24 protein-coding genes and 2 pseudogenes are annotated in these 21,230 nt (G+C 65.8%); 17 read left to right on the forward strand and 9 right to left on the reverse strand.

Annotated elements, in window-relative coordinates; all coding sequences use genetic code 11:
- Positions 1-33 precede the first annotated feature (33 nt).
- From ACZ1DY_RS38930 to ACZ1DY_RS38950, 5 genes are read left to right on the forward strand one after another with little or no spacing between them, the layout of a single operon-like run.
- Positions 34-303 (forward strand): helix-turn-helix transcriptional regulator, encoded by a 270-nt coding sequence (locus ACZ1DY_RS38930; protein WP_126730549.1) that lies wholly within the window; start codon positions 34-36, stop codon positions 301-303.
- The gene (locus ACZ1DY_RS38935; RefSeq protein WP_257484109.1) at positions 300-845 is read left to right on the forward strand and encodes a hypothetical protein; all 546 of its coding nucleotides are present in this window, start codon (positions 300-302) and stop codon (positions 843-845) included. The genes ACZ1DY_RS38930 and ACZ1DY_RS38935 overlap by 4 nt, the downstream gene beginning before the upstream one ends.
- Positions 842-1,072, forward strand: a complete 231-nt coding sequence (locus ACZ1DY_RS38940) for a hypothetical protein (protein ID WP_126730544.1) — start codon at positions 842-844, stop codon at positions 1,070-1,072. Before ACZ1DY_RS38935 ends, ACZ1DY_RS38940 begins: the two co-directional genes overlap by 4 nt.
- Positions 1,069-1,995, forward strand: coding sequence for an ABC transporter ATP-binding protein (locus tag ACZ1DY_RS38945; protein WP_126730542.1), 927 nt, complete (start codon positions 1,069-1,071; stop codon positions 1,993-1,995). Before ACZ1DY_RS38940 ends, ACZ1DY_RS38945 begins: the two co-directional genes overlap by 4 nt.
- Positions 1,992-3,182, forward strand: coding sequence for an ABC transporter permease (locus ACZ1DY_RS38950; protein WP_126730541.1), 1,191 nt, complete (start codon positions 1,992-1,994; stop codon positions 3,180-3,182). Before ACZ1DY_RS38945 ends, ACZ1DY_RS38950 begins: the two co-directional genes overlap by 4 nt.
- Before the next feature lie 64 nt (positions 3,183-3,246).
- Here ACZ1DY_RS38950 and ACZ1DY_RS38955 read toward each other — a convergent pair whose 3' ends face one another.
- From ACZ1DY_RS38955 to ACZ1DY_RS38970, 4 genes are all read right to left on the reverse strand, one after another.
- A complete protein-coding gene (locus tag ACZ1DY_RS38955; protein ID WP_465482634.1) occupies positions 3,247-4,596 on the reverse strand; it encodes a cryptochrome/photolyase family protein in 1,350 nt (449 codons plus the stop codon).
- Positions 4,597-4,698: 102 nt separating this feature from the next.
- Positions 4,699-6,015: a citrate synthase gene (locus ACZ1DY_RS38960; RefSeq protein ID WP_465482635.1), complete on the reverse strand. Its 1,317-nt coding sequence runs from the start codon at positions 6,013-6,015 to the stop codon at positions 4,699-4,701.
- A gap of 192 nt (positions 6,016-6,207) precedes the next feature.
- On the reverse strand, positions 6,208-7,149 hold the full coding sequence (locus ACZ1DY_RS38965) for a carbohydrate kinase family protein (protein WP_465482636.1): 942 nt from the start codon (positions 7,147-7,149) through the stop codon (positions 6,208-6,210).
- 43 nt (positions 7,150-7,192) lie between these two features.
- Positions 7,193-7,783: a TetR/AcrR family transcriptional regulator gene (locus ACZ1DY_RS38970; protein ID WP_126730536.1), complete on the reverse strand. Its 591-nt coding sequence runs from the start codon at positions 7,781-7,783 to the stop codon at positions 7,193-7,195.
- A 98-nt stretch (positions 7,784-7,881) separates the two neighbouring features.
- Between ACZ1DY_RS38970 and ACZ1DY_RS38975 the strand changes: the two genes are divergently transcribed.
- Positions 7,882-9,027, forward strand: a complete 1,146-nt coding sequence (locus tag ACZ1DY_RS38975) for an acyl-CoA dehydrogenase family protein (RefSeq protein ID WP_457959660.1) — start codon at positions 7,882-7,884, stop codon at positions 9,025-9,027.
- Between the two features lie 422 nt (positions 9,028-9,449).
- Here ACZ1DY_RS38975 and ACZ1DY_RS38980 read toward each other — a convergent pair whose 3' ends face one another.
- Together ACZ1DY_RS38980 and ACZ1DY_RS38985 are read right to left on the reverse strand one after the other, a co-directional pair.
- Complete coding sequence (locus ACZ1DY_RS38980; protein ID WP_257484103.1) at positions 9,450-10,022, reverse strand: hypothetical protein; 573 nt, start codon at positions 10,020-10,022, stop codon at positions 9,450-9,452.
- Between the two features lie 67 nt (positions 10,023-10,089).
- Positions 10,090-11,091: pseudogene (locus ACZ1DY_RS38985) on the reverse strand (amidohydrolase); the annotation flags it as partial.
- Between the two features lie 31 nt (positions 11,092-11,122).
- Between ACZ1DY_RS38985 and ACZ1DY_RS38990 the strand changes: the two are divergent.
- On the forward strand, positions 11,123-11,599 hold the full coding sequence (locus ACZ1DY_RS38990; RefSeq protein ID WP_465485838.1) for a hypothetical protein: 477 nt from the start codon (positions 11,123-11,125) through the stop codon (positions 11,597-11,599).
- 584 nt (positions 11,600-12,183) lie between these two features.
- Here the strand turns inward: ACZ1DY_RS38990 and ACZ1DY_RS38995 are convergent.
- Entirely contained in the window at positions 12,184-12,405 is a 222-nt protein-coding gene (locus ACZ1DY_RS38995; RefSeq protein ID WP_465482637.1) for a hypothetical protein, read from the reverse strand.
- 1,459 nt (positions 12,406-13,864) lie between these two features.
- Between ACZ1DY_RS38995 and ACZ1DY_RS39000 the strand changes: the two genes are divergently transcribed.
- The 10 genes from ACZ1DY_RS39000 (at position 13,865) to ACZ1DY_RS39045 (ending at position 19,246) form a co-directional block, all read left to right on the forward strand.
- Complete coding sequence (locus ACZ1DY_RS39000; RefSeq protein ID WP_465482638.1) at positions 13,865-14,056, forward strand: helix-turn-helix domain-containing protein; 192 nt, start codon at positions 13,865-13,867, stop codon at positions 14,054-14,056.
- A gap of 325 nt (positions 14,057-14,381) precedes the next feature.
- On the forward strand, positions 14,382-14,627 hold the full coding sequence (locus ACZ1DY_RS39005) for a hypothetical protein (RefSeq protein ID WP_465482639.1): 246 nt from the start codon (positions 14,382-14,384) through the stop codon (positions 14,625-14,627).
- A complete protein-coding gene (locus ACZ1DY_RS39010) occupies positions 14,608-14,982 on the forward strand; it encodes a hypothetical protein (RefSeq protein ID WP_465482640.1) in 375 nt (124 codons plus the stop codon). The genes ACZ1DY_RS39005 and ACZ1DY_RS39010 overlap by 20 nt, the downstream gene beginning before the upstream one ends.
- A 336-nt stretch (positions 14,983-15,318) precedes the next feature.
- Positions 15,319-15,786 carry a hypothetical protein gene (locus ACZ1DY_RS39015; protein WP_465482641.1) on the forward strand — a complete coding sequence of 156 codons (468 nt, stop codon included), beginning with the start codon at positions 15,319-15,321 and terminating at the stop codon, positions 15,784-15,786.
- Positions 15,787-16,290: 504 nt separating this feature from the next.
- Entirely contained in the window at positions 16,291-16,497 is a 207-nt protein-coding gene (locus ACZ1DY_RS39020; RefSeq protein ID WP_465485770.1) for an HNH endonuclease, read from the forward strand.
- A gap of 170 nt (positions 16,498-16,667) precedes the next feature.
- Positions 16,668-16,910, forward strand: a complete 243-nt coding sequence (locus ACZ1DY_RS39025; protein WP_465482642.1) for a hypothetical protein — start codon at positions 16,668-16,670, stop codon at positions 16,908-16,910.
- 122 nt (positions 16,911-17,032) lie between these two features.
- A complete protein-coding gene (locus tag ACZ1DY_RS39030; RefSeq protein WP_465482643.1) occupies positions 17,033-17,242 on the forward strand; it encodes a hypothetical protein in 210 nt (69 codons plus the stop codon).
- On the forward strand, positions 17,229-17,525 hold the full coding sequence (locus tag ACZ1DY_RS39035) for a hypothetical protein (RefSeq protein ID WP_465482644.1): 297 nt from the start codon (positions 17,229-17,231) through the stop codon (positions 17,523-17,525). The genes ACZ1DY_RS39030 and ACZ1DY_RS39035 overlap by 14 nt, the downstream gene beginning before the upstream one ends.
- Positions 17,526-17,546: 21 nt before the next feature.
- Positions 17,547-18,473 (forward strand): hypothetical protein, encoded by a 927-nt coding sequence (locus ACZ1DY_RS39040; protein WP_465482645.1) that lies wholly within the window; start codon positions 17,547-17,549, stop codon positions 18,471-18,473.
- Between the two features lie 65 nt (positions 18,474-18,538).
- Positions 18,539-19,246 carry a hypothetical protein gene (locus tag ACZ1DY_RS39045; RefSeq protein WP_465482646.1) on the forward strand — a complete coding sequence of 236 codons (708 nt, stop codon included), beginning with the start codon at positions 18,539-18,541 and terminating at the stop codon, positions 19,244-19,246.
- Between the two features lie 48 nt (positions 19,247-19,294).
- Here the strand turns inward: ACZ1DY_RS39045 and ACZ1DY_RS39050 are convergent, their stop codons facing one another.
- Both ACZ1DY_RS39050 and ACZ1DY_RS39055 read right to left on the reverse strand, forming a co-directional pair.
- Positions 19,295-20,914, reverse strand: a complete 1,620-nt coding sequence (locus ACZ1DY_RS39050) for a recombinase family protein (protein WP_465482647.1) — start codon at positions 20,912-20,914, stop codon at positions 19,295-19,297.
- Positions 20,915-20,984: 70 nt separating this feature from the next.
- Positions 20,985-21,221, reverse strand: a pseudogene (locus ACZ1DY_RS39055) (amidohydrolase); the annotation flags it as partial.
- Positions 21,222-21,230 lie beyond the last annotated feature (9 nt).

Here is a 21,230-nt window from a genome sequence, read left to right on the forward strand (position 1 = left end):
ACGCGTCGTTGGGTTTTTGCAACAGTATGTTCTATGAGCCCGGTAAGGCGCGGCAAAGAGCTGCCGATCTACAACCGGCTTCCCGTGCTCCGGGCCGAGCGCGGACTGAGCAGGGCCGCCCTCGCGGCGGCCGTCGAGGTCAACCCGCAGACCATCGGCGCGCTCGAACGGGGGGACCACTATCCGAGCCTGGACCTGGCGTTCCGCATCTGCGCGGTGTTCGACCTCCCGGTCGAGGCCGTGTTCAGCCGCGAACCGTTCACGCCACTGTCCACTCAGGTCTACCGGGAGGGGGGAGCATGAGTGAAGGGCGAGGCCGGCTCGTGGCGTACTGGGAGCGCCAGCAGGAACGGCTGGACGAACTGGAACGCAAGCGAGCGCTGAGGCTTCCGGCCTGGCGCACGAGGAAGCGGCGGCGGACGTTGACCGTGCTGGTGCTGGCGGGCGATCTGATGCTGATCGGCGGCGCCGTCTTCTACCAGACAGGTCAGACGGGAGCCTTCCTCGTAGGCTGGCTCGGCGGAGGCGTCGTGGCGGGCGGCGCGCAGTACCTGCTTCGCATCCTCACCGGCAAGATGAGCGGCGGTTTCTCGATGCGGCTCGACGAGCGCGAGCGGGAGATGCGTCACCGCGTCACCTACGTCAGCTACCAGATCCTGGTGGCGATGATGCTGTTCGCGGTGGTGTACGGCCTCCTGGTCCCCGGCCCCAAGGGCGGTGGCGCGATGATGGCCTGTGCGCTGCTGGTCGCCGGCACCACGGTGCCCGTCGTCATGCTCGGCTGGTCGTTGCCGGACGACGACCCCGAGGACTACACCGACTTCGAGGGGGTGCCTCCGGTATGACCGGGGACAAGAAACGGTACAGGTTGTCCATCGGCGTGGTCGCCGTCGTGCTGGTGGCGGGTGGGGTCCTCGCCGGCGCGGGCCGGGCGGCCCTGGTGTACCGGGCCACTTCGGTGGTGAGCAACGTCAAGCTGGACGGGCTGATCCAGCGCAACCGCACGGTTTCCGGCGTCCATCGGGGATTCACGGCGCTGGTGCGGTATTTCGAAGAGGGGAAGTGGAAATGAGCGAGGGGAAGCTGGAGATCGATCGGATCTCCAAGCGGTACGGCGCGAAGGTCGCGCTGGACGAGGTGAGCTTCGAGGTCCAGCCCGGTGAGCTGTTCGGGTTCGTCGGCAGCAACGGCGCGGGCAAGACCACCACGATGCGGATCGTGCTCGGAGTGCTCGCGGCCGACTCCGGCCAGGTGCGCTACGACGGCGCCCCGATCACCCACGAGACCCGCACGCACATCGGGTACATGCCGGAGGAACGCGGGCTGTACCCGAAGATGAAGGTGCTGGAGCAGCTGGTCTACCTCGCCGAACTGCACGGGATGTCGGCCAACGACGCCCACCGCAGCGCCGAGAACTGGATCGCCCGCCTCGGGCTGACCGAACGGCGCAAGGACGAGGTCCAGAAGCTGAGCCTCGGCAACCAGCAGCGTGTGCAGCTCGCCGCGGCGCTGGTGCACGACCCCAAGGTGCTGGTGCTCGACGAGCCGTTCTCCGGCCTCGACCCGCTGGCCGTGGACGTGATGAGCGGAGTGCTGCGCGAGAAGGCCGCGACCGGGGTGCCGGTGGTGTTCTCCAGTCACCAGCTGGATCTGGTCGAGCGGCTGTGCGACCGCGTCGGCATCATCCGAAGTGGACGGATGGTCGCCTCCGGTACCGTCGCGGAGCTGACCGCCGGCGCGGGCAACGGTCTCGTCGTCACCGCGCCCGCCGCCTCGCCCGGCTGGGCTTCGTCCGTTCCCGGTGTCCGGGCGGTCGAGCAGAACGGACCGACGACGATCCTCGAACTCGAGGCCGGAGCCGACGACCAGGCCGTGCTCGCCGCGGCGCTGGCCACCGGCCCGGTCACGGAGTTCACCAAACGCAGGCGTTCGCTGACCGAGCTCTTCCGCGACGCGGTCGCCGAGAAGCCGGCGGCACAGGGAGTTTCCGCATGAACACCGTATCTTCGTGGCGCGCGGTCTGGCTGATCGCCAAACGCGAGCTGAACACCCGGCTGCGCACCAGGTCCTTCGTGATCGGCACCGCCGTGCTGCTGGTCATGCTGATGGGGTACGTCCTGCTGCAGTCCACGCTGATCAGCAACGAGGACAAGAGCAAGGTCGGGCTCACCGGCCAGACCGCCGGGATCGCGCAGCAGCTGAAGACCGCGGGCGAGGCCATCGGCGAAAAGATCGAGACCGTCACGGTCGCCGATCCGGCGCAGGGCCGGGCGCAGGTCGAGAACGGCGACCTGGACGCGCTGCTGTCCGGCAACGCCACCGAGCTGAAGGTGCTCGTCAAGTCCGAATTGGACACGAAGCTGCGTTCCCTGTTGAACGGCGTGTCCCAGCAGGAAGTGCTGAACGGCATCCTGTCCGAGGCCCAGAAGTCGCCGGACGAGGTGATGCGCACGGTTCACCAGACCCAGGTCGAGGTCGACTCGATCAAACCGCCGGACCCCGAGAAGGCACAGCGGACGGTGATCGGGCTGATCGTGGCGGTGCTGCTGTACATGAGCATCGTGACCTACGGGACGCTGGTCGCGCAGGGCGTGGTCGAAGAGAAGTCCAGCCGGGTGGTGGAGATCCTGCTGTCCACGGTCCGGCCGTGGCATCTGTTGCTGGGCAAGGTGATCGGGCTCGGCCTGGTCGGGCTGACGCAGCTGGTGATCATCGGCGGCGCCGGGTTGATAGTCGCTTCGGCGACCAACGTGCTGACGCTGTCCGGGGTCGCGACGGGCGCCCTGCTGTGGGGTGTCGTGTGGTACCTGCTCGGATTCCTGTTGTACGCCACCGTCTACGGCGCGATGGGTTCACTGGTCTCCCGGCAGGAGGACACCCAGTCCGTGATCGGCCCGGTCAACATCGTGCTGATCCTCGGCTTCGTCGTCGGGTTCAACCTGCTGGCCCAGTCACCGGAGGGCACGGGCACGAAGGTGCTCTCCCTGGTGCCGCTGCTTTCCCCGGTGCTGATGCCCGCGCGGATCGCCGCCGGGACCGTCGAGACGTGGGAGATCGTGCTGTCGCTGGGCCTGAGCGTGGGCGCCATCGCCCTGTTCACCTGGCTGGGCGCGCGGATCTACCAGAACAGCGTGCTGCGGGTCGGCAGCAGGATCAAGCTTTCGGAAGCCCTGAAGGGCTGACCCGTTCGCGCGTGAAGGCCCCCTTCCCTCGGCTGAGCCGAGGGAAGGGGGCCTTCACGCGCGTTCAGGTTCCTTTGATCGCGCCGTAGCGCTCGAGGGCGACCTGACGTTCGTGGGCGTGGTCGACCATGGGCGCGGGGTAGCCGGGCACGTCGACGGGCTTGTGCACGGCTTTGCCTCGCACGGAGCGGAGTTCGGGGACGTAACGGCGGACGTAGTCGCCGGAAGGATCGAACTTCTCCCCCTGCGTGGTCGGGTTGAAGATCCGGAAGTACGGCGCGGCGTCGGTGCCGCTGCCCGCGACCCACTGCCAGTTCAGCTGGTTCGACGCGAGATCGCCGTCGACCAGATGTCTCATGAAATGCCGTGCGCCGAGCCACCACGGCAGATGCAGATCCTTGACCAGGAAACTCGCCACGATCATCCGGACGCGGTTGTGCATCCAGCCCTCGGCGAGCAGCTGCCGCATGCCGGCGTCGACGATCGGGAACCCGGTACGTCCCTCGCACCACCGCCGGAAAGCGTCGTCGTCGCTCTCGTATTCCATGGCGTCGAACCGGGAATCGTAGTTCTTCCGCGCGGTTTCGGGCCGGTGCCATAGGACGTCGGCGTGGAACTCGCGCCAGGCGAACTCGCCGCGCAGCGCCTTGGCGCCGGATCCCTCGTTGCCGGCGAGGTCGGCCAGCAGGGTGCGCGGGTGGACGCAACCCCAGCGCAGATACGGCGAAAGCCTTGTCGTGCCGGGACGATCCGGCCGGTCACGATCCTCGTCGTAGGTTTCCAGGCCGTCGTCCAGGAACTCGTGCCAGCGCTCCAACGCCGCCTTCTCGCCGGGCTCGGGCAGCTCCATCCCTTTGAGCGAAGGGGATTTCGGGAGCTTGACCGATCGCGGTGGCTCCACCCAGTCCACAATGGACTTCCCGGTGTCGGCGGGGCGCGGCCAGCCGTGGCGCACCCACGCACGGTAGAACGGGGTGAAGACGCGATAGGGGTCGCCGTCCGGCTTGGTGATGCGGCCGGGGGTGATCGCGTACGAGGAGCCTGTCTCGACCCAGGCGATGTCGTGCTCCGCCAACGCCTTCTTGACCTCGTCGTCGCGGCGGCGGCCGTACGGGCCGGTGTCGGCGCTGACGTGCACGGTCGCGGCGCCGACCTCGCGAGCGGCCTTGACGACCTCCGTGGCCGGGTCACCCTTGACGAGCATCAGCCGTCCGCCGAGCTGATCATCCAGCGCCTTCAGGCAGCCGTGCAGGAACGCGACGCGCGGGGCACCGGAAGGCTTGAGGAGCGCGTCGTCGAGGACGTACAGCGCGAGGACGTGCTTGCTGTGCTTCGAAGCCTCCAGCAGGGCGGCGTGGTCGCCGAGGCGGAGGTCGCGGCGGAACCACAGCACTACCGGGGCTTCTCTGGTCACTCGGGAAACCCTAAGCGCGCTTCCCCGGCCCCGCACGCCAAAGGTCCTTTCCTCGCGGATTTCGCGAGGAAAGGACCTTTTATGGCGTTTGCGGGAGGGGGATCAGCGCTCCGAGATGGGCGCGTAGTCCCGCGACGCGTAGCCGGTGTAGACCTGCCGCGGGCGGCCGATCTTGGTGGCCGGGTCCTGGATCATCTCGCGCCAGTGCGCGATCCAGCCCGGCAGGCGGCCGAGCGCGAACAGCACGGTGAAGTACTTCGTCGGGAAGCCGAGCGCCCGGTAGATCAGACCGGTGTAGAAGTCGACGTTCGGGTACAGCTTCCGCTCGATGAAGTAGTCGTCCGAGAGCGCGGTCTCTTCCAGCTTCTTCGCGATGTCGAGCAGCTGGTCGCCGCCCTTGAGCTTGGAGAGGATCTCGTCCGCGGTGTTCTTGATGATCTTCGCGCGCGGGTCATAGTTCTTGTAGACCCGGTGTCCGAAGCCCATCAGGCGGACACCCTTTTCCTTGTTCTTCACGCGGGTGACGAAGTTCGCGACGTCGCCGCCCTCGGCCTGGATGCCCTCGAGCATGTCCAGGACCGCGCTGTTGGCGCCACCGTGCAGCGGGCCGAACAGGGCGTTGATCCCGGCCGAGATCGAGGCGAACAGGTTCGCCTCGGAGGAGCCGACGAGACGCACGGTCGAGGTCGAGCAGTTCTGCTCGTGGTCGGCGTGCAGGATGAACAGCAGGTCGAGCGCCTTGGCGACGTCCGGGTCGACCTCGTAGGGCTCGGCCGGGAAGCCGAAGGTCATCCGCAGGAAGTTCTCGACCAGGCCGAGCGAGTTGTCCGGGTACAGCAGCGGCTGGCCGACGGACTTCTTGTACGCGTACGCGGCCAGGGTCGGGACCTTGGCCAGCAGGCGGATGGTGGACAGCTCCACGTTCGCTTCGTCGAACGGGTTGAGCGAGTCCTGGTAGAAGGTCGACAGCGCGGATACGGCGCTGGAGAGCACCGGCATCGGGTGCGCGTCGCGCGGGAAGCCGCTGAAGAAGGCCTTGAGGTCCTCGTGCAGCAGGGTGTGCCGCTGGATCTTCCCGGTGAACTCCTCCAGCTGCGCCTGGGTCGGCAGCTCGCCGTAGATGAGCAGGTACGAGACCTCGATGAAGGTCGACTTCTCGGCCAGCTGCTCGATCGGGTACCCGCGGTAGCGCAGGATGCCGGCGTCACCGTCGATGTAGGTGATGGCCGACGACGCGGCACCGGTGTTCACGAACCCCGGGTCGTGGGTGATGTACCCGGTCGTCGCCAGCAGCTTCCCCAGCTCGATCCCAGGCGCGCCCTCGACCGGGTGGATCACCTTGAACTCGTGCTCGCCGTTGGGCAGGCGCAGCGTCGCGGTCTCGCCGGACTGCCCCGCAGCCGTCGTCGCGTCGGACATGTAAGTCCCTCTCACGTTCAGCACGGGCCGGCGGCGCCTGTAGGTTCCACAGGTACGCCCTCTTTCACGCGCGTGACCCACGGCCTCGCTGCACACCGCCCCGCTGGGGTATGAATTCCCCTCTACGCTAGTCGAGAATGGGGTCAACGCGCAGCGGGTGAGTTGCTCACAACAGCCCCTTTGGGACCAGGTTCACACGGCGGATGCCATATCGTCCGCCGTCGGCGGTTCCGCCCCGCTCCGCGAGACGGTGATCGACGCCGCTTTCGCCGCGAATTCGAGCGCCGTCCGCCAGCCGCCGGCGTCGAGAGTGGACAAGTCACGCACGCCGTTCGAGTACAGCCACGCCAGCAGGGCGCCCTGCACGGTGTCGCCGGCGCCGATGGTGTCGACGACGTCGACCCGGCGTGACGGGACCTGGGCGATTTCGCCCGCTCGTGTGATGACGGACAGTCCCCGGGCGCCCCGGGTGAGCACGACGGCATCGACTCCGCAAGAGGTCCAGACCTTTGCCGCGTCGACCGGGTCGGCGCCCTCGGCGAGCCATTCCGTGTCGTCGTCGGAGATCTTGAGCAGGCGGACATGCGGCAGCCAGGACTGGAACCGCGCGCGGTACGCCGCCGGATCGGCGATCAGCGCCGCACGGATGTTCGGATCGAGCACGGTCAGGACGCCGCGGGCGGATTCGCGGCGCAACACGGTTTCGTACGTGCTCGCGCCCGGCTCCAGGACCATGCCGAGGGTGCCGAGCGAGAGCGCCGTCACATCCTCCGGCAGCGGGCCGGGGTCGGAGACCAGCCTGTCCGCGGTGCCCTCGGTGTAGAACGTGTACCGCGCGGAACCCTTCTCGTCGAGCGCGACGACGGCGAGTGTCGTCGGCTCGTTTCCCCGCTGCAGCAAGGCGGTGTCGACGCCGGAGGCGTGCAGCCGGTCCACCAGCGCGACGCCGAAGCGGTCTTCGGAGACGCGTGAGAGGAAGCCCGTCGGGACGCCGAGCCGCCCGGCGGCGAGCGCGACGTTGTAGGGACCACCACCCATCCGGGGCAGGAGCGCGCGCAACCCACCGTCCACAGTGGAATCCAATGGTGCACCGGGAACGAGGTCGACCAGCGCCTCTCCACCTACGACGATCACGGGCGCGATGCTAGCCGAGGCGGTGGCCGGATCACCAGAATTGTCAGTTCAGGACATTTTTTGTCGCTATCCCCCCAAGGAGGAGTTCCGAAAGCGCGGTGAACGCTTCGGCGTCGGTCACGCCGGTGCGCTGACCGATCACGCCGGTCTGGATTCCCTCGATGATCAGTCCCGCCATTTCCGCGATCAGCCGCGCGTGCACCTCGCGGAAAACACCGTCGGTGACGCCGCGATCGATGAACGACCGGATCCGCCCGGCCGCGGCACGGCTGTTGAGCTGATACGCGTCCCGCGCCGGCGCGAATTCGGCGATGTCGGTCATGAACGCGGCCGAAGCGCGATTCAGGTACTCGGAGATCCCGGCGAGGTACTCCCCGAGGATCTTGCGGGCGTCGTCGATCCCGGCGATCCGCTCCTCCAGCAACTCGGCGGCGCCCTTGAAAAAGTGGGTCACGACCTTGACCGCGAGCTGCTCCTTGCTGGGCGCGAGCGCGTAGAGGGTCGACTTCGAGCAGCGGAGCCTGGCGGCCAGGTCGTCCAGCGTGAACTGGGAAAACCCTTCGGCGAGAAAGAGTGCTTCAAGCTCCGAGAGCAGTGCTCTCTGACGCGCGGTGGGCTGGCGGCGCGAGGTCATCGGATCACTATCCCCTACGCGAACGATGTACCCCCAGCGCCGTCTACTGTACGCTCAATCAGCCCACAGTACTGTTTTTAGTACAGCTCGGAGGAGCCATGCCGGCGGACCGTCTGCTGCCCAGCACCGAGGCCCAGGATCTGATCGACCTGGCCAAGGAGATCGCGCGCGAGGAACTCGCCCCGATCGCCAGCAAGTACGAGGAGACCGCGCACTTCCCGCGCGAGCAGTTCCGGCTGCTCGGGCAGGCAGGCCTGCTCGGCCTGCCGTACTCGGAACGCTGGGGCGGCGGCGAGCTGCCGTACGAGGTCTACCTGCAGGTCCTGGAGGAGATCGCGGCCGCGTGGATGTCGGTCGGCGTCGGGCTCTCCGTGCACACGATGTCCTGCTTCGCGCTGGCACACCACGGCACCGACGAGCAGCGTGACCGCTGGCTGCCCGCGATGCTGGAAGGCGGCCTGCTGGGCGCGTACGCGCTCTCGGAGACCCACGCCGGCTCCGACGCGGCCGCGTTGTCCACTCGCGCGCGGCTCGACGGCGACCAGTACGTCGTGAACGGTACGAAGGCGTGGATCACCCACGCGGGTGAGGCCGACTTCTACACGACCATGGTGCGCACCAGCGACGACGGCGGACAGGGCATCTCCTGCCTGCTCGTCGACGCGGCGACGCCGGGCCTGTCGGCCGCGCCGCCCGAGCGGAAGATGGGCCTCACCGGGTCGACCACGGCACAGCTGATGTTCGAGGACGCCGCCGTCGACGCCGACCGGCGGATCGGCGAAGAGGGCCAGGGGCTGAAGATCGCGCTGTCGTCGCTCAGCTCCGGACGGCTGGGCATCGCCGCCTGCGCCGTCGGGCTCGCGCAGGCCGCGCTGGACGAGGCACTCGAGTACGCGAAGGGCCGCACGCAGTTCGGGCGGCCGATCATCGAGTTCCAGGGCCTGGAATTCCTGCTGGCCGACATGGCCGCGACGGTCGAGACCTCGCGCGCGATGTACCTCGACGCCGCCCGCCGCCGCGACCGCGGGCTGCCGTTCCAGCGGCAGGCGTCGATCGCGAAGCTCGTCGCGACCGACGGCGCGATGAAGGTGACCACCGACGCCGTGCAGGTGCTCGGCGGCGCCGGGTACACGAAGGACTTCCCGGTGGAGCGGTACATGCGGGAGGCGAAGGTGCCGCAGATCTTCGAGGGCACGAACCAGATCCAGCGCATGGTGATCGCGCGGGAACTGCGGAAAGGCTGACACTCCGCGCTAACACGATCACCAGTAGTGATCGTGGGACGCTGCCATGACCGGTGAATTCCGTGCCGACGAGCCGTTTCCGGTGAAGCTGGATCTCGGCAGGCTGCTCTCGTGAGTGGCAAGGACGGTTAGGGCGAAGGGTGTCTTGTGCACCTACCGCGGGGACGGGTTGCGTTTCCGGAGCTCGCCTGTGCTGCTGGGTGCCGGGCTTGGCAGGGGTTGCGAAAGCCACTTTCGCAACCTTCAACGTTGCGAAAGTGGCTTTCGCAACGTCGGTCGTGGCCGGGCGCGGCACCGTCCTGGCGAGCATGTCGCGAAAGCCACTTTCGGGACATCAGACGTCTCGAAAGTGGCTTTCGCGACACTCCCCGGTCTTCCCGACCGGCCCCGGGATCAACAGCGCCCCGGAGCCAGTAGGTACCTCACGAGCCTCCGTGCCCCGGCGGGCCGAACTGCTGTGGCGGCGGACCGGGCGGCGCCTGCTGCGGCCATCCGCCCTGCGGCGGATGAGGCTGCTGCCCCGGCACGGGCTGCCACTGGGGCTGCGGGAACTGAGCGCCGTGAGTCTGCGGATGGCCCTGCCGCGGAAATCCCGGCGATTGCGGGAACCCCTGCGATTGCGGAAAACCCTGCTGCTGCGGAAAACCCTGCTGCTGCGGCAAGCCCGGCCGCGCCGCCCACTGCCCGCCCTGCCGGGCCTTGCGCCGTTTCCCGCGGATCAGCATCGTCGCCCCCAAGCCGGTCAGGGCCACCCCGACCCCTGCCATCCAGAGCCCGTGGTCGCGGAACGTCTCGGCCCTGGACTCGGCGGCGGCCTTCATCTCGTCGTAGGTGTCCTCGTCGACGGTGCGGCCACCCTTGGTGCTTTCGCAGACGTCACCGGGGCCCATGATCCGGCCACCGCATTTGATGACGTCCGGATCCTCGCGGGCGAACAGCAAGGTGACGACCAGGAAACCGAGACCGACGACGAGAACGAAGACCCAGCGCTTCATGTGTTACACATCCTCCCCAGTGTGTAACACATGAGAGCACAGGCCGCTCACCCTGACAAGGCCGGGGTCAGCCTTCGCGGTAGCGCCGCTCCTCGGTGACGCCGACGCCGGTCGCCTCGTCGAAGTGGTAGACCTCGCGCCCGCGCACGAACACGCGCATGGCGCGGTTCATCACGTCCAGCGGGTCACCCGACCAGATGACCACGTCGGCGTCGAGGCCGGGCTTCAGCGAGCCGACCTGGTCGTCGAGGTCCAGCATCGCGGCGGGGTTGACGGTCAGCGCCTTCAGCGCCGTCTCCGGGTCGAGACCGTCCTTCACCGACAGCGCGGCCTGGTACACCAGGAAGTTGATCGGCACGACGGGGTGGTCCGTGGTGATCGCGATCCGCACGCCCGCCCTGGCGAGGATGCCGGGCGCGCGCAGGGTGCGGTTGCGCAGCTCCACTTTGGACTTGGTGGTGAACAGCGGGCCGAGGATCACCGGCACGTCCCGCTCGGCGAGCAGGTCCGCGATCAGGTGCCCTTCGGTGCCGTGGTTGATCACCAGCTTGTAGCCGAACTCGTCGGCCAGCCGGATCGCGGTCACCATGTCGTCGGCGCGGTGGACGTGCTGGTCCCAGTACAGCTCGCCGTCGAGGACCTTGGCTAGCGTCTCCTTGGTCAGGTCGACGTCGAACGGCTTGCCCTCACCGGCGGCGTGCTCGCGCTGGGCGGCGTAGTTGCGCGCGGCGGTGAACGCGTCGCGGATGGTCGACGCGACGCCGAGCCTGGTCGACGGAGTTTGCTTCTTCTCGCCATAGACCCGCTTCGGGTTTTCGCCGAGCGCGCTCTTCACGCTGACGCCCTCGGCGAAGATCATGTCGAGCACGGTCCGGCCCCAGGTCTTGACGCCGATCGTCTGCCCGCCGATGGGGTTCCCGGAGCCGGGTTTGATGACGACGCTGGTGACGCCGCCCGCGAGCGCGTCGTCGAAGCCGGGCTCGTACGGGTCGATCCCGTCGATCGCGCGGAACCGCGCGCCGTTGGGGTCGGTCATCTCGTTGGTGTCGTTCCCGGACCAGCCCTCACCGGGTGGCCTTCCGTAACCAAACGGAGGAGCGATGACCCGATGGATAGGTGCCCTGGTCGGGGCCCTGTTGATCATCTCTTGCACCATCCCCCAGGCCAAGGCTGTGACCGGTACAGCGTCGGCCGACTGTGACCGTGCCGCCCTGGTGGCCCAAGCCGCTCAGGAGCTGGGTGAACACCGTGCGTGGCTCCGCCTGGTGGGCCCGTCCGAAATGGAGGAGCTATCCGGCGACGCGTCCAACTATGGCGTGGCGGAACCGGAGACCGTGGCGTTTTCCACCCTCATGGAATGCCGCTACGTGAAGTCCACGGTTGCTCACGAACTGACGCACGTCTGGCAATTCCGCGCGGGTGACGACGAATACACCCCGGAAGACGAAATCATTGCCGATTGCGGAGCCGTTCTGACTGGCTGGGAGGACTACTCCCCGTACCTCACGAAGCGTGGCTACGGCTGCACCCCGGCAGAGCTTCAGCAGGCCAGACAGCTCCGGGGGTGGGCCAAGTGATCGGCGCGTACCGACTCACCTCCTGGGCTTCTGCCCTTTACGTGGTTGAAGAGGTAGAGACCGGAGAGCCCGTGTTCTTGAGCCTTGACGGCGAATTGGCGTACGACGCGATGTTGATAGCGAATGGCCTTCGGGCCGGAGTGGAGAACTGAAATGCGGAACCGTAACGCGTTCATCCTGGCCGGTGCTTCCGTCGCTTTCGCCGGTGGCCTGATCTTCCTTTCCGGGAACCACACCGCCCCGGCTCCGGCTTCTCCGGCGGCTGTCCTGACGGACGACACCGGTACCGCCATCTCTCGTCTGCCCCAGACGACCACTACGGCCGTCTCCACCCTGTCCGTCCCGGTGACCGTGGTTCGGACGGCGGGGGCTCCGGCCCAGGTGCTCCCCGCTCAGCGGATCGAAGTCACCCGGGTTGTGACCCTGCCTCCGGTGACAATCACCCGAACGGATGAGCCAACGACGTCCACGACGGTTCCCCCGGCGTCGGCAACGTCCACGGCCCAGTCGACCGCACCGGCCACCGAGTAGCCCTAGGCGCACTGAAGGCCCCTGTCCAACCGGGCGGGGGCCTTCGTCGTGTCTCAGGCCGTCTGTGCGTGCGGCTCCACCTCTTCGGCGGTGGCGGCCGTCCACACCCCGCTATCGAGCCGAACAGGCACCGTGTACGACGGCACATAGTGTTGGTACGTCATCACCGTGCCGTCTTCCTGACGGCCGTCGCGGACCAGCGTCACCCTCTGCCCGGCAAGGGCCCCGTCCCGGTCCTCCGGGAAGTTCGGTCGGGTCTTGATCCTCTGCGCCATGCTCTGAGCGTCGGCAGGAGCACCCCGGGGAAGGCAGTCCATCGGCGGGGGAAGTCCGGGGAAGAGTCGTACCATGTGCCTGTGCCCAATGACCGACTCCGGCAGGCCCGTGAAGCCACGCCATCGCGTACCCACCCCGGTACCGCGATGAGCCGTGAGGAGCTTGCCCGTCTGGTCCGGGATCTCATCTCCAAACGGGAACACCGGCTCTCAGCGTTCGACGCTCGACACCTGGGCCGGATCGAACGCGGAGCAGTCCGCAAACCGGGACAGGCCATCCGTGCCGCTCTCAGCGCCATACTCGGACGCACGGAGGAAGAGCTAGGGTTCTTGCCCGCCAAGGCTTCTACGGCCGTCTCAGAGCCTCTGAGGCCCGATTATGGCTCCCTCAAAGCGATAGCGGGTGTGCTGACCTCCGTGCGTCGGCTCGAAGCCTCCGCCGGACCGGCTGACGTGCTCCCGACAGTCCAGGCTCAGCGTGCCCTTGCGGCCCGGCTGACGAGTGCGGCACGCGGTGAGACCCGGAGGGCCGGACTGGACCTCATGGCCAATGTGGAGACCTACCTAGGCTGGCTGACGCTCAACGTCGGCAACGGAGCCCAGGCACGTGCACACCTTGACCAGGCTTGCGTGTTCGCGCTCGAAGGGGACCACCCTCAGCGGCTCGCTACAGCGCTTTCCTTTCAGGCGTACCGATCCCAGCGGCGCGGAGACCTGGCGACGGCGGCTGATCAGACAGCAGCAGCGGCACGGGACACCCGGGTTTCCGTTGGCCTACGCGCGTATCTGCACTACCAACGCGCTGAATTCCTTGCCCAGGACGGACAACGCTCAGACGCGCTAGGCGCTCTCCGGACGGCTGACACCTTGGCGGCCACGGTGCCTCCGGGTTCCTGGCGTACCCCCGGGTACTACGTGGCTCACCGCGCGTTCGCCCTGAGCGCCTTGGGCGATACAGCCGCCGGTTCAGCCGTGGCAGAGGCCCGGCGGTTGCTGCCCGCGTATTCGCCGACGCTGCCTCTCCGGCTCCGGCAGGCTCACCACCGCCTTGATTCTCTCCGGAACGATTCGGCTGCACTCAGTTAAGAAAGCTGAGAGAAAAGCCCCGTTCCTGAGAAATGACATGATCCGGTGCTATAGGTAGAGGCAAGTAGTTGCCGAACCCGTCCAGCCTGATACAGACCCTGATACACAATCGGCTGACCTGGGAAAATTCAGGGTTCGGTGCTTTATACGAGGGGCAATGGGTTGCCACCTCCTGAGCCTAGGTCCCGTGCAGGGTCCGACACCCACACCTATTCTGGGCTCTAGCGGCGGGAAGACCGCCGACCAGGGAAAATTCACGATTCAGTGCTATAGGTGAGGGCAACTCCTTGCCTCTCTGTTTGAGCCGCCTTCCGGGCGGTTCTTTCTTTTGCCCAACTACCGGCAAGCAATTGCCAAGAAGTGGAGATGAACCATGTCCAAGTTCGCTACGGCTATCCGCAACGGTCAGGGTGCCGAAACTCTGGAGCAGTACGCGGCCCGGCTGGGCGTATCGATCCGGACCCTGTCCAACTGGCGGGCCGGACGCAACGTGCCGACGCTGGACAAGATCCCCCGCGTAGCCCGCGTCCTGAACGTCGAGATCTCGGAACTGGTGGGCTACTGATGAACGAGTACGACCCGCACAAGTGGGTGAGCGCACCGGACACGGTGGCTCAGTTGCCCTGTCGCTGCCCGAAGAAGCACCGGAGCCCAGCCGCCTGGGTTGGCTGCGCTATCCCGTCTGTGTGCCGCGTAGACGGCCGGAAGGGCCGTCTGATGGTTGTCCACTGGTGCCGCTACGCGTCGGCCGTCCTGGTGGATTCCAAGCAGGAGGCCGAAAAGGTCCTCAACTGGGTTTGCTGCGGCGCGTGTGACCGGAGCCGACACCAGGTCTTCGCTGTGACACGTAAGGCCCTCCCTGAGGGCGTGAAGCTGAAGGGACACAAGGAATGAACACGTTCGAGACCGCGAAGCTTGCCAGCAAGGCGGCTCAGTACCTCGGAGGCCCGGCAGAGCTTGCCCGGCGGCTGAACGTTGGACGGCCGTGGGTAATGCGGTTCCTCAGTGGCCGGACCCTCCCGAACGCCATCGTGATCACTGAGCTTCGTTCGATCATCACCGACTACGAAACCACCCGGGCGGCTTACGAGCCGACCCGCGAGAAGGGCAACAACGATGCGCACACCGAAGACTGATCCAGACCCCAACGGTTCCCGTAAGTGGCTGCGCGACTGGGCCGACGCCGTCCGCAAGGACAGCCGCCTAGACAACGCGGCCATCGTTACCGCGATGGTGCTTGCTGAGTACGCATGGACAAGCGCGCACACGGTAGCCATGTCTAGCCGGAAGATGGCGGAGCACACCGGCCGGAGCCACAAGACGGAAGCCGAGTACATCCGGCTCCTGTGGTCGCTTGGCTGGTGGTACGAAACCGGCAAGACTCAGAACAAGCGGCCAGTGCTACAACTTCAGTTCCCACGTGGGTGGGAGTACTTCCAGGGTCGGGACAAGCGCCCGAAGTTCGGAGAAGAGAAGCCCTCAACTGTGTAGGCCACCTTCACACCAAGTGGCGGGGCCACCTTCACACTTGAGGTACCAGAACGGGGCCTGAAACCCCCAAAAAGGGCCCCAACTGTGAAGGCCACCTACACACTTCTCTAAGACTCTTACGGGCTTTCAGCCCTCGCGGTGGCGAGGTGAAGATCTGAAGGTTCAGAGTCTTTAACCCTTCCCGGGCCAGACCGGAGCGCGAAGCGGCGACGGCTGGAACCGGACTGTCTGACCCCCATATGTAGTTTCCCTTAGACAGTCCGGATCTGAGTCGGCCTCCCTTCGGTCGGGCCGACGTCAGCCCGGGAGTACTTCCAACCCCTGAAAGGCAAACTGATGATTGACTACAACTCCGCCATCGTTCCGTCCGGCTCCGTTGACCGCGCTGCACTTCAGCAGGCCGCCGACATGATCCTTGCCAACGTGGACGGCGAAGTCCCGCCGGTAGAAGTAGAACCTGACCGTGCAGGCCGTGAACGACTACGGGTCTGGAGTACGGACCTCCTACAGCACCTGGGCGTTGAACCCGGAGCGGTCCGCTTCACGCGGGCCGGTCTCCGGCTCCGCACCGATGACGAGATCACGGAGTACGGCACGGATGGCCTAGAAGACCTCCTAGCCCGCTTTCCCCTGACGCCACTGGAGAAGGCCGTTGCCTTCCACGTGTTGGACGGACGCGACCGAGGACGTGGCTACCTGACCGACGTAGCCGAAACCCTTGAGATCACACCGGGTTCGGCCCGCGTGCACTGGTCCAACGCCAAGCGGAAGATGCGCGCCAAGCTGGAGGCGAAGGCGTCTTAACGTTTCTGGACAGATAGATGAGGGACGGGAAGACCGCCCCTCACAACCAACTACTACCTGAGCCGGTTACCCGGCGGGTGGCGTTGGCTTGGGTATGGACTGGCAGCCTGCTCCTCCCTCGGGTTGCCAGTCCTCCACTTCTCCAGACCGGCTGATGTGAGGCCCACTTCAGCCGCTGCGGCATCGGCCGGTCTGGTCTCAGCTCACCCCGTTCTCTCCTCCTCAGAACGCGGGGTGAAGGTCAGAGGTTGAGCGCGGGTGTCCCCCCTTTCCTGATCCGCCTGCGCTCCCTCTGGCCACCTAGACCATTCACACACCTCCGGCCCCCAGCCGGCTGGTTGCTACCCCTTCTCTACCTGCGGATTCCCTGACGCCTGTGTCGGCACGAGGTAGACCAATCATGCAGATGGGAGCCTCATGGCGAACTGGAGTTCCAAGCGTGGCCCGGCTGTTCCTGCCCCACTCCGTGGGCAGATCCTCAAGCGGGACAACAAGACCTGTCAGATGTGCGGCAACCCGGGCAACATCGTGGACCACATCATTCCGTTGAGCCAGAACGGAACCCACGATCCTCACAACCTTCAGACTCTGTGTGCCACGTGCCACGAGCCGAAGACCCGGGCAGAGCAGCAGGCCGGATACGCGCGCTGGAAGGCCAAGGGCACGCGTCCGGCAGAGCCACACCCTTCCGAAGGCATTCGCCCGTCCTGAGCCATCTCAGGGCCAGCAATGGCCAACTCTGTGACCCCTGGGGGGCAAGCCCTCCCCCCGTCCCTCTGGCCCAAGGCGTGGTGTTCAGCCGACGCACACCCTCCCAAAGCCCTATGCCCACTCCCAGGGCTCTGATAGCCCGCAATCCCTGACCTGTAAGGAGGTTCGCCGTGTCTGTTCACCCGAACCGTGAAGCTCTTGCCCGCAACAACGAAGAGGCTGCCCAGCTCTACCAGGAACGCGCGGCAGAGGCCGCCGACAACTGGACCCGCAACGTGGCTGACGTGCACGCCCAGCTCCACCTTGGGCGTGCCGCTGCACTTCGTGGGCCGCATCCCGTGTTGATCCCCGGCCCCGGCGGTGAGCCGCTGGTGTCGTACCCCGATGGACGAATCGAGCCCGACCATGACTGAGCCGACACCGCGTCCGCGACCGACCCGCCCTGAACTGATGCTCCCGGTCTATGACTCCGATGGCGAAGTCTCCGGCTGGGTTCTGGAGACCACGGGTGAGCCCGTAGAGATGGAGCCCGCCGATGAGTGAAGACGTTGCCCGCCTTGCCGAATTCATCGGTCGTGCCACCGGCTCCCGTGAGGAGCCGCCGGTACCACAGGGTCCGGAAGAGCCGGAGATTCCTGCCGTTGAGCCACTTCTGACCGATGTACCGGCCGACCTTGACCGCTGGATCGCTGAGCATAGCGACGACTGGCGCGCTGCACAGGAGGCAGCCAATGACGAACTATGAAGACTTTGCGTCCCTGGCGACGTGGCTTCAGAACGGCCAGCAGGCCACCGCTGAGCCGGAGCCTCTGGCCGCATACATCGAACAGGCCATTGAGGCCAACGAAGCACCGAAGACCGTTGCTACGGCTCAGGAAGAGCCTGCCGCGCCAACCACTGACCGCACTACGCCCACTAGTGACGGTTGCTCCGCTGACCCGATGGACGACGTGAAGCGAATGCTTGAAATGAACGTCGTTGCATCTGGCGACTCCGGAGCCTGGAACGACCCGCTCTGGAACGACTGACATACCAAGGGAGACAAGAACATGGCTTACACGACAACCATTCAGATTGAGGCAGCCCAGGAGCTGGGATTCAAGCCTGGCAAGGCTTTGGCCGATGCACTGGCCACCTCCGCCGCGCTCGACGCACAGGAGAACGGCCGTGAGGCCGCCGAGATCCGACAGAAGCTGATCACCAACGCAACCGCCAAGGAAGCGCCGGAACTCCTGGCCCGCCTGGCAGATATCGAAGTCCGCAAGAACGCGCTGGTTGGAATGAGCCTCCGCAAGGCGGTTAATGACCGGGTGGACGCTGAGTGGAACGCGGTACGCGTCGGCTTCGCCGATGACTACCTGTTCGGCAAGGCGGCTCAGTTCGACGCCGTGAACGAGGCTGCCCCGGCTGTGCCTTTGGCTCTGGCCAACGACATCCGCGCTTCGCTGGACGCTCAGGCTGAGCAGGCCACGGCGGCGGTTCGCCTGCACACCGCGATGAAGGAGCTGGACGAGTCGGTCAAGACGGCCCAGCGTTTCGGCTCCGTGAAGACGCCTCAGGAACTCCAGAGCCGTTCCGCAAAGTGGTTCCAGGCCATCAAGTTGCTTGCCGAGTGGACCGACTTCACCGGCGACTTCCGCGACGCTTACGAGCTGATTCAGCCGCTACGCCAGAACGTCAAGTCCATGACCGGCATCGTGGTTGAGGATGACCCTCACTCGCTCTTCTCGCCCGTAGGCGCTGTCCTGATTGCCAAGGCAGGCTTGAAGTTCATCAACCGGCCGGTGACTGAGCGTGCGGCGGCTGTCCTGCGCGTTGCCAACGATTCCAAGACTTGGAAGCTCATTTCTGATCCACAGAACGGAAAGCCGAAGCTGGTAACCAACGCTGAGGCCGCCGAAGCGGCCCGTCAGGCTGAGGCAGAGGCGAAGCGCCTTGCGTACCTCCAGAACCTGGCCGGAGCGCTAGGAGCCTGATCTACCAACAACTTCAGCCCCTGGGACCTTCGGGTCCTGGGGGCTTTTCCATGTAGGAGGCCAATATGGCTAATGCCGCAGAGATTGCGGACCTGATCACACAGGGGATGCAGGGGCCTACCGGCCCCGAAGACGTAGCGTTCCATACCGGTGTCATTCGATCCTGGGATATCCAGTCCGGCACAAACGTGGTTGTCATCAACAGTGTTGAGATCTCGAACCTTCGTGCTCTCCAGGGTGGTATTGGGATTGCGTACTTCCCGGGTGACGTAGTTGTCGTGATGCGCAAGCAGCGTCAGTACTTCATCATGGGTAAGGTTGCCGCTCCTGGTGGTGCCGCCGGTTCCGGTATCCAGTCAACTTATGTTCCTTCGGCGGGTAGCACGACCTCGACTAGCTTTGGTGATCTCGCTGGCACCCCGGGCCCTTCGGTGTCTACGTATATCGGTTCGTCGCGTCGTGTGGTGGTACTCGCGAATGTTGGCGTCTCAACGCCTCCGGACGCGCCTGGGATTTACTCGGGGGGTTGGTTCACCCTTGCGGTTACCGGGGCTAGCACGATCGTTCCTGTAGGCGGCAGCACGCCGTTCTGGGCTGCGGGCGCTATTCAGTGGGAAGGCGACTTCTTTGTAACCGCCTCTCAGACGTGGCTTGTAGACGCACGCCACGGCCTCCAGCCGGGTCTGAATACCTTCACGCTGAAGTACCGGGCCCAGACGGCAGGCAGTGCCGCCACGTTCGACGTCCGCAACATCACCGTGATGCCCATCTGACATGACGAAGCCCCCGCTCGATGGCGGGGGCCTTTCGTCGTCTCTGGGCTACTTCAGGACCACGTTTCCGGTGTGTCCCTTCTCCTGCATCATCTTCCGGAGCCCCCGGAAGTACATCAGGCCGGTATGCGCACTGTCCGGCAGCTTGAGCCGGTCCTGAATGTCCCGGGGGATCTCCACTTTCAGCCCTAGCTCACCTTCGCTGATCACCTTGCGGCCCCTGGATTCTCTGCCGCTGAACATGGCAGGCACCGTGATGCCGGACTCCCGGAGGAGGTTCCGGCGGCCGACTTCGTCCAAGCGCTCCCACTCTTCCTGATACGTGACCCCGTCCGCGCGAAGCTCTGTCCGGGCCGGTCGCTGAGGCAGTACCTCTAGCTCAACGATGCGTGCGTCTTGGGCCCTGAGTTGTCCCCTGATGCGTTCGCGGGTCCTGTCTGACCTTGCCTCCGCTAGAGCCGCGCTCAGCTCCTCTGCGGCCCTCTCAGCGGCTTCTAGGTCGGCTGTGTGGTCCTCCGCAGGGATGTAGACCCGACGCATCCGTGGCCGGTCTCCCAGGAGGAGCAAGAACATGTTGCCCACGTAGTCCTCCAGCTCCTCCGCGCGGATGTGCTGCCCGTGCTTGTTCTGGCAGTAGTAGTACCGGTAGATCTGGCCCGGCTTCCCGTTCTTCGTGGGCTTCTTACGCTGGGTTCGGTGGTGGAGGTTTCCGTTGCACTCCAGGCACTTCGCCACGTCGAGAAGCTGACCGGTGTTGCGCTCCCTGGGCGTCTTCCCTTCGGCCCGGCGGGCAACTTCCGCCTGAAGTCGTTGGTATTCGGCCGGATCGATCAGCGGTTCCGCGCTGTAGGTGACCGGGTCTCCGTTCTCGTCCCGCTCCGTCTTGCCGTAGTGCACCACTTCGCCCATGAGCGACTTGGACCGCACGATCTTGCTTACAGTCGTTGGCCCCCACTTGGTTCCCGCCGGGAGCGTCCCCGTGTACTCCTCTCCGGCCGCCTCCGCTACACGCATCTTCCGGGTCCGGTAGTGGTCCATCGGAGACAGGATGCCGTCTTCGTTCAGCCTGTGCGCGATGGTTTCCAGCGGCAGGCCGTCCAGGTATTCGCCGACGATTCGCCGGACGACTGGGGCCGTCTCATCGTCGTGAATGAGCTTGTATCCCGCGCCACGCCTTACGGGCCAGAAGCCGTACTTCGGGGTTCCGCCAGGCCACCGGCCCTCACCACGAAGGAAGATGCGGGTATTGAGGATGCGCTCCTGAGTGGCTTCCCATTCGCCTTGAGCGATTTCCGCTAGGACCGTGGCAATGATCCGGCCCTCAACTGAGCGAAGGTTGAACGGCTGAGTTGTGGAGATCAGATCCTTATCGTTTTCCATGCACCATGAATAGAGTGGGGTCAGCTTCAAACCGGCCCCAAAGCGGTCGACTCGATACGCAACGACAATGTCCCACTGGGCCACCTTCTCCGGGTCGTTTAGCCACGGCCCGAAGTTGGGTGCGTCGAATGGCTTCACCGATCGGGAGAAGTCGAGATCTATAGCCCAATCCACGATCTCGTGACCGTTGGCTTTCGCCCACGCTTCAATAGCCTCCGTCTGCCTCTCGACAGACGTGGATTCATCCGTGACCCGGCTGAGCCGGATACGTCCAAGCACTCTCGCCATGCCCTGACCTCCTGGTACCGGGCCCCCTCCGGGCCGGTCAGGTACAGTGTGCACGAAGTCAGGAAGGCGAGCCTTCGCCGTCCTCGTGAACGCCGAGGTGGGCGTGCGCGTCGATGAACCCGGGCAGCACCCAGCTGCCCGCGGCGTCGATCAGTTCGGCGTCGTCGGGGACATCGACGTCGGCGTCCGTGCCGACCGCGGCGATCTTCCCGTTCTCGATGAGGACCGTGCCGCCGTCGATGGGATCACCGTCGACCGGGACGACGTAACCACCGACGATGGCCTTGACCTGTGCTTTGTCAGACATACTTTGACA

The sequence above is a fragment of the Amycolatopsis sp. PSD-21 genome (genome assembly GCF_055561455.1).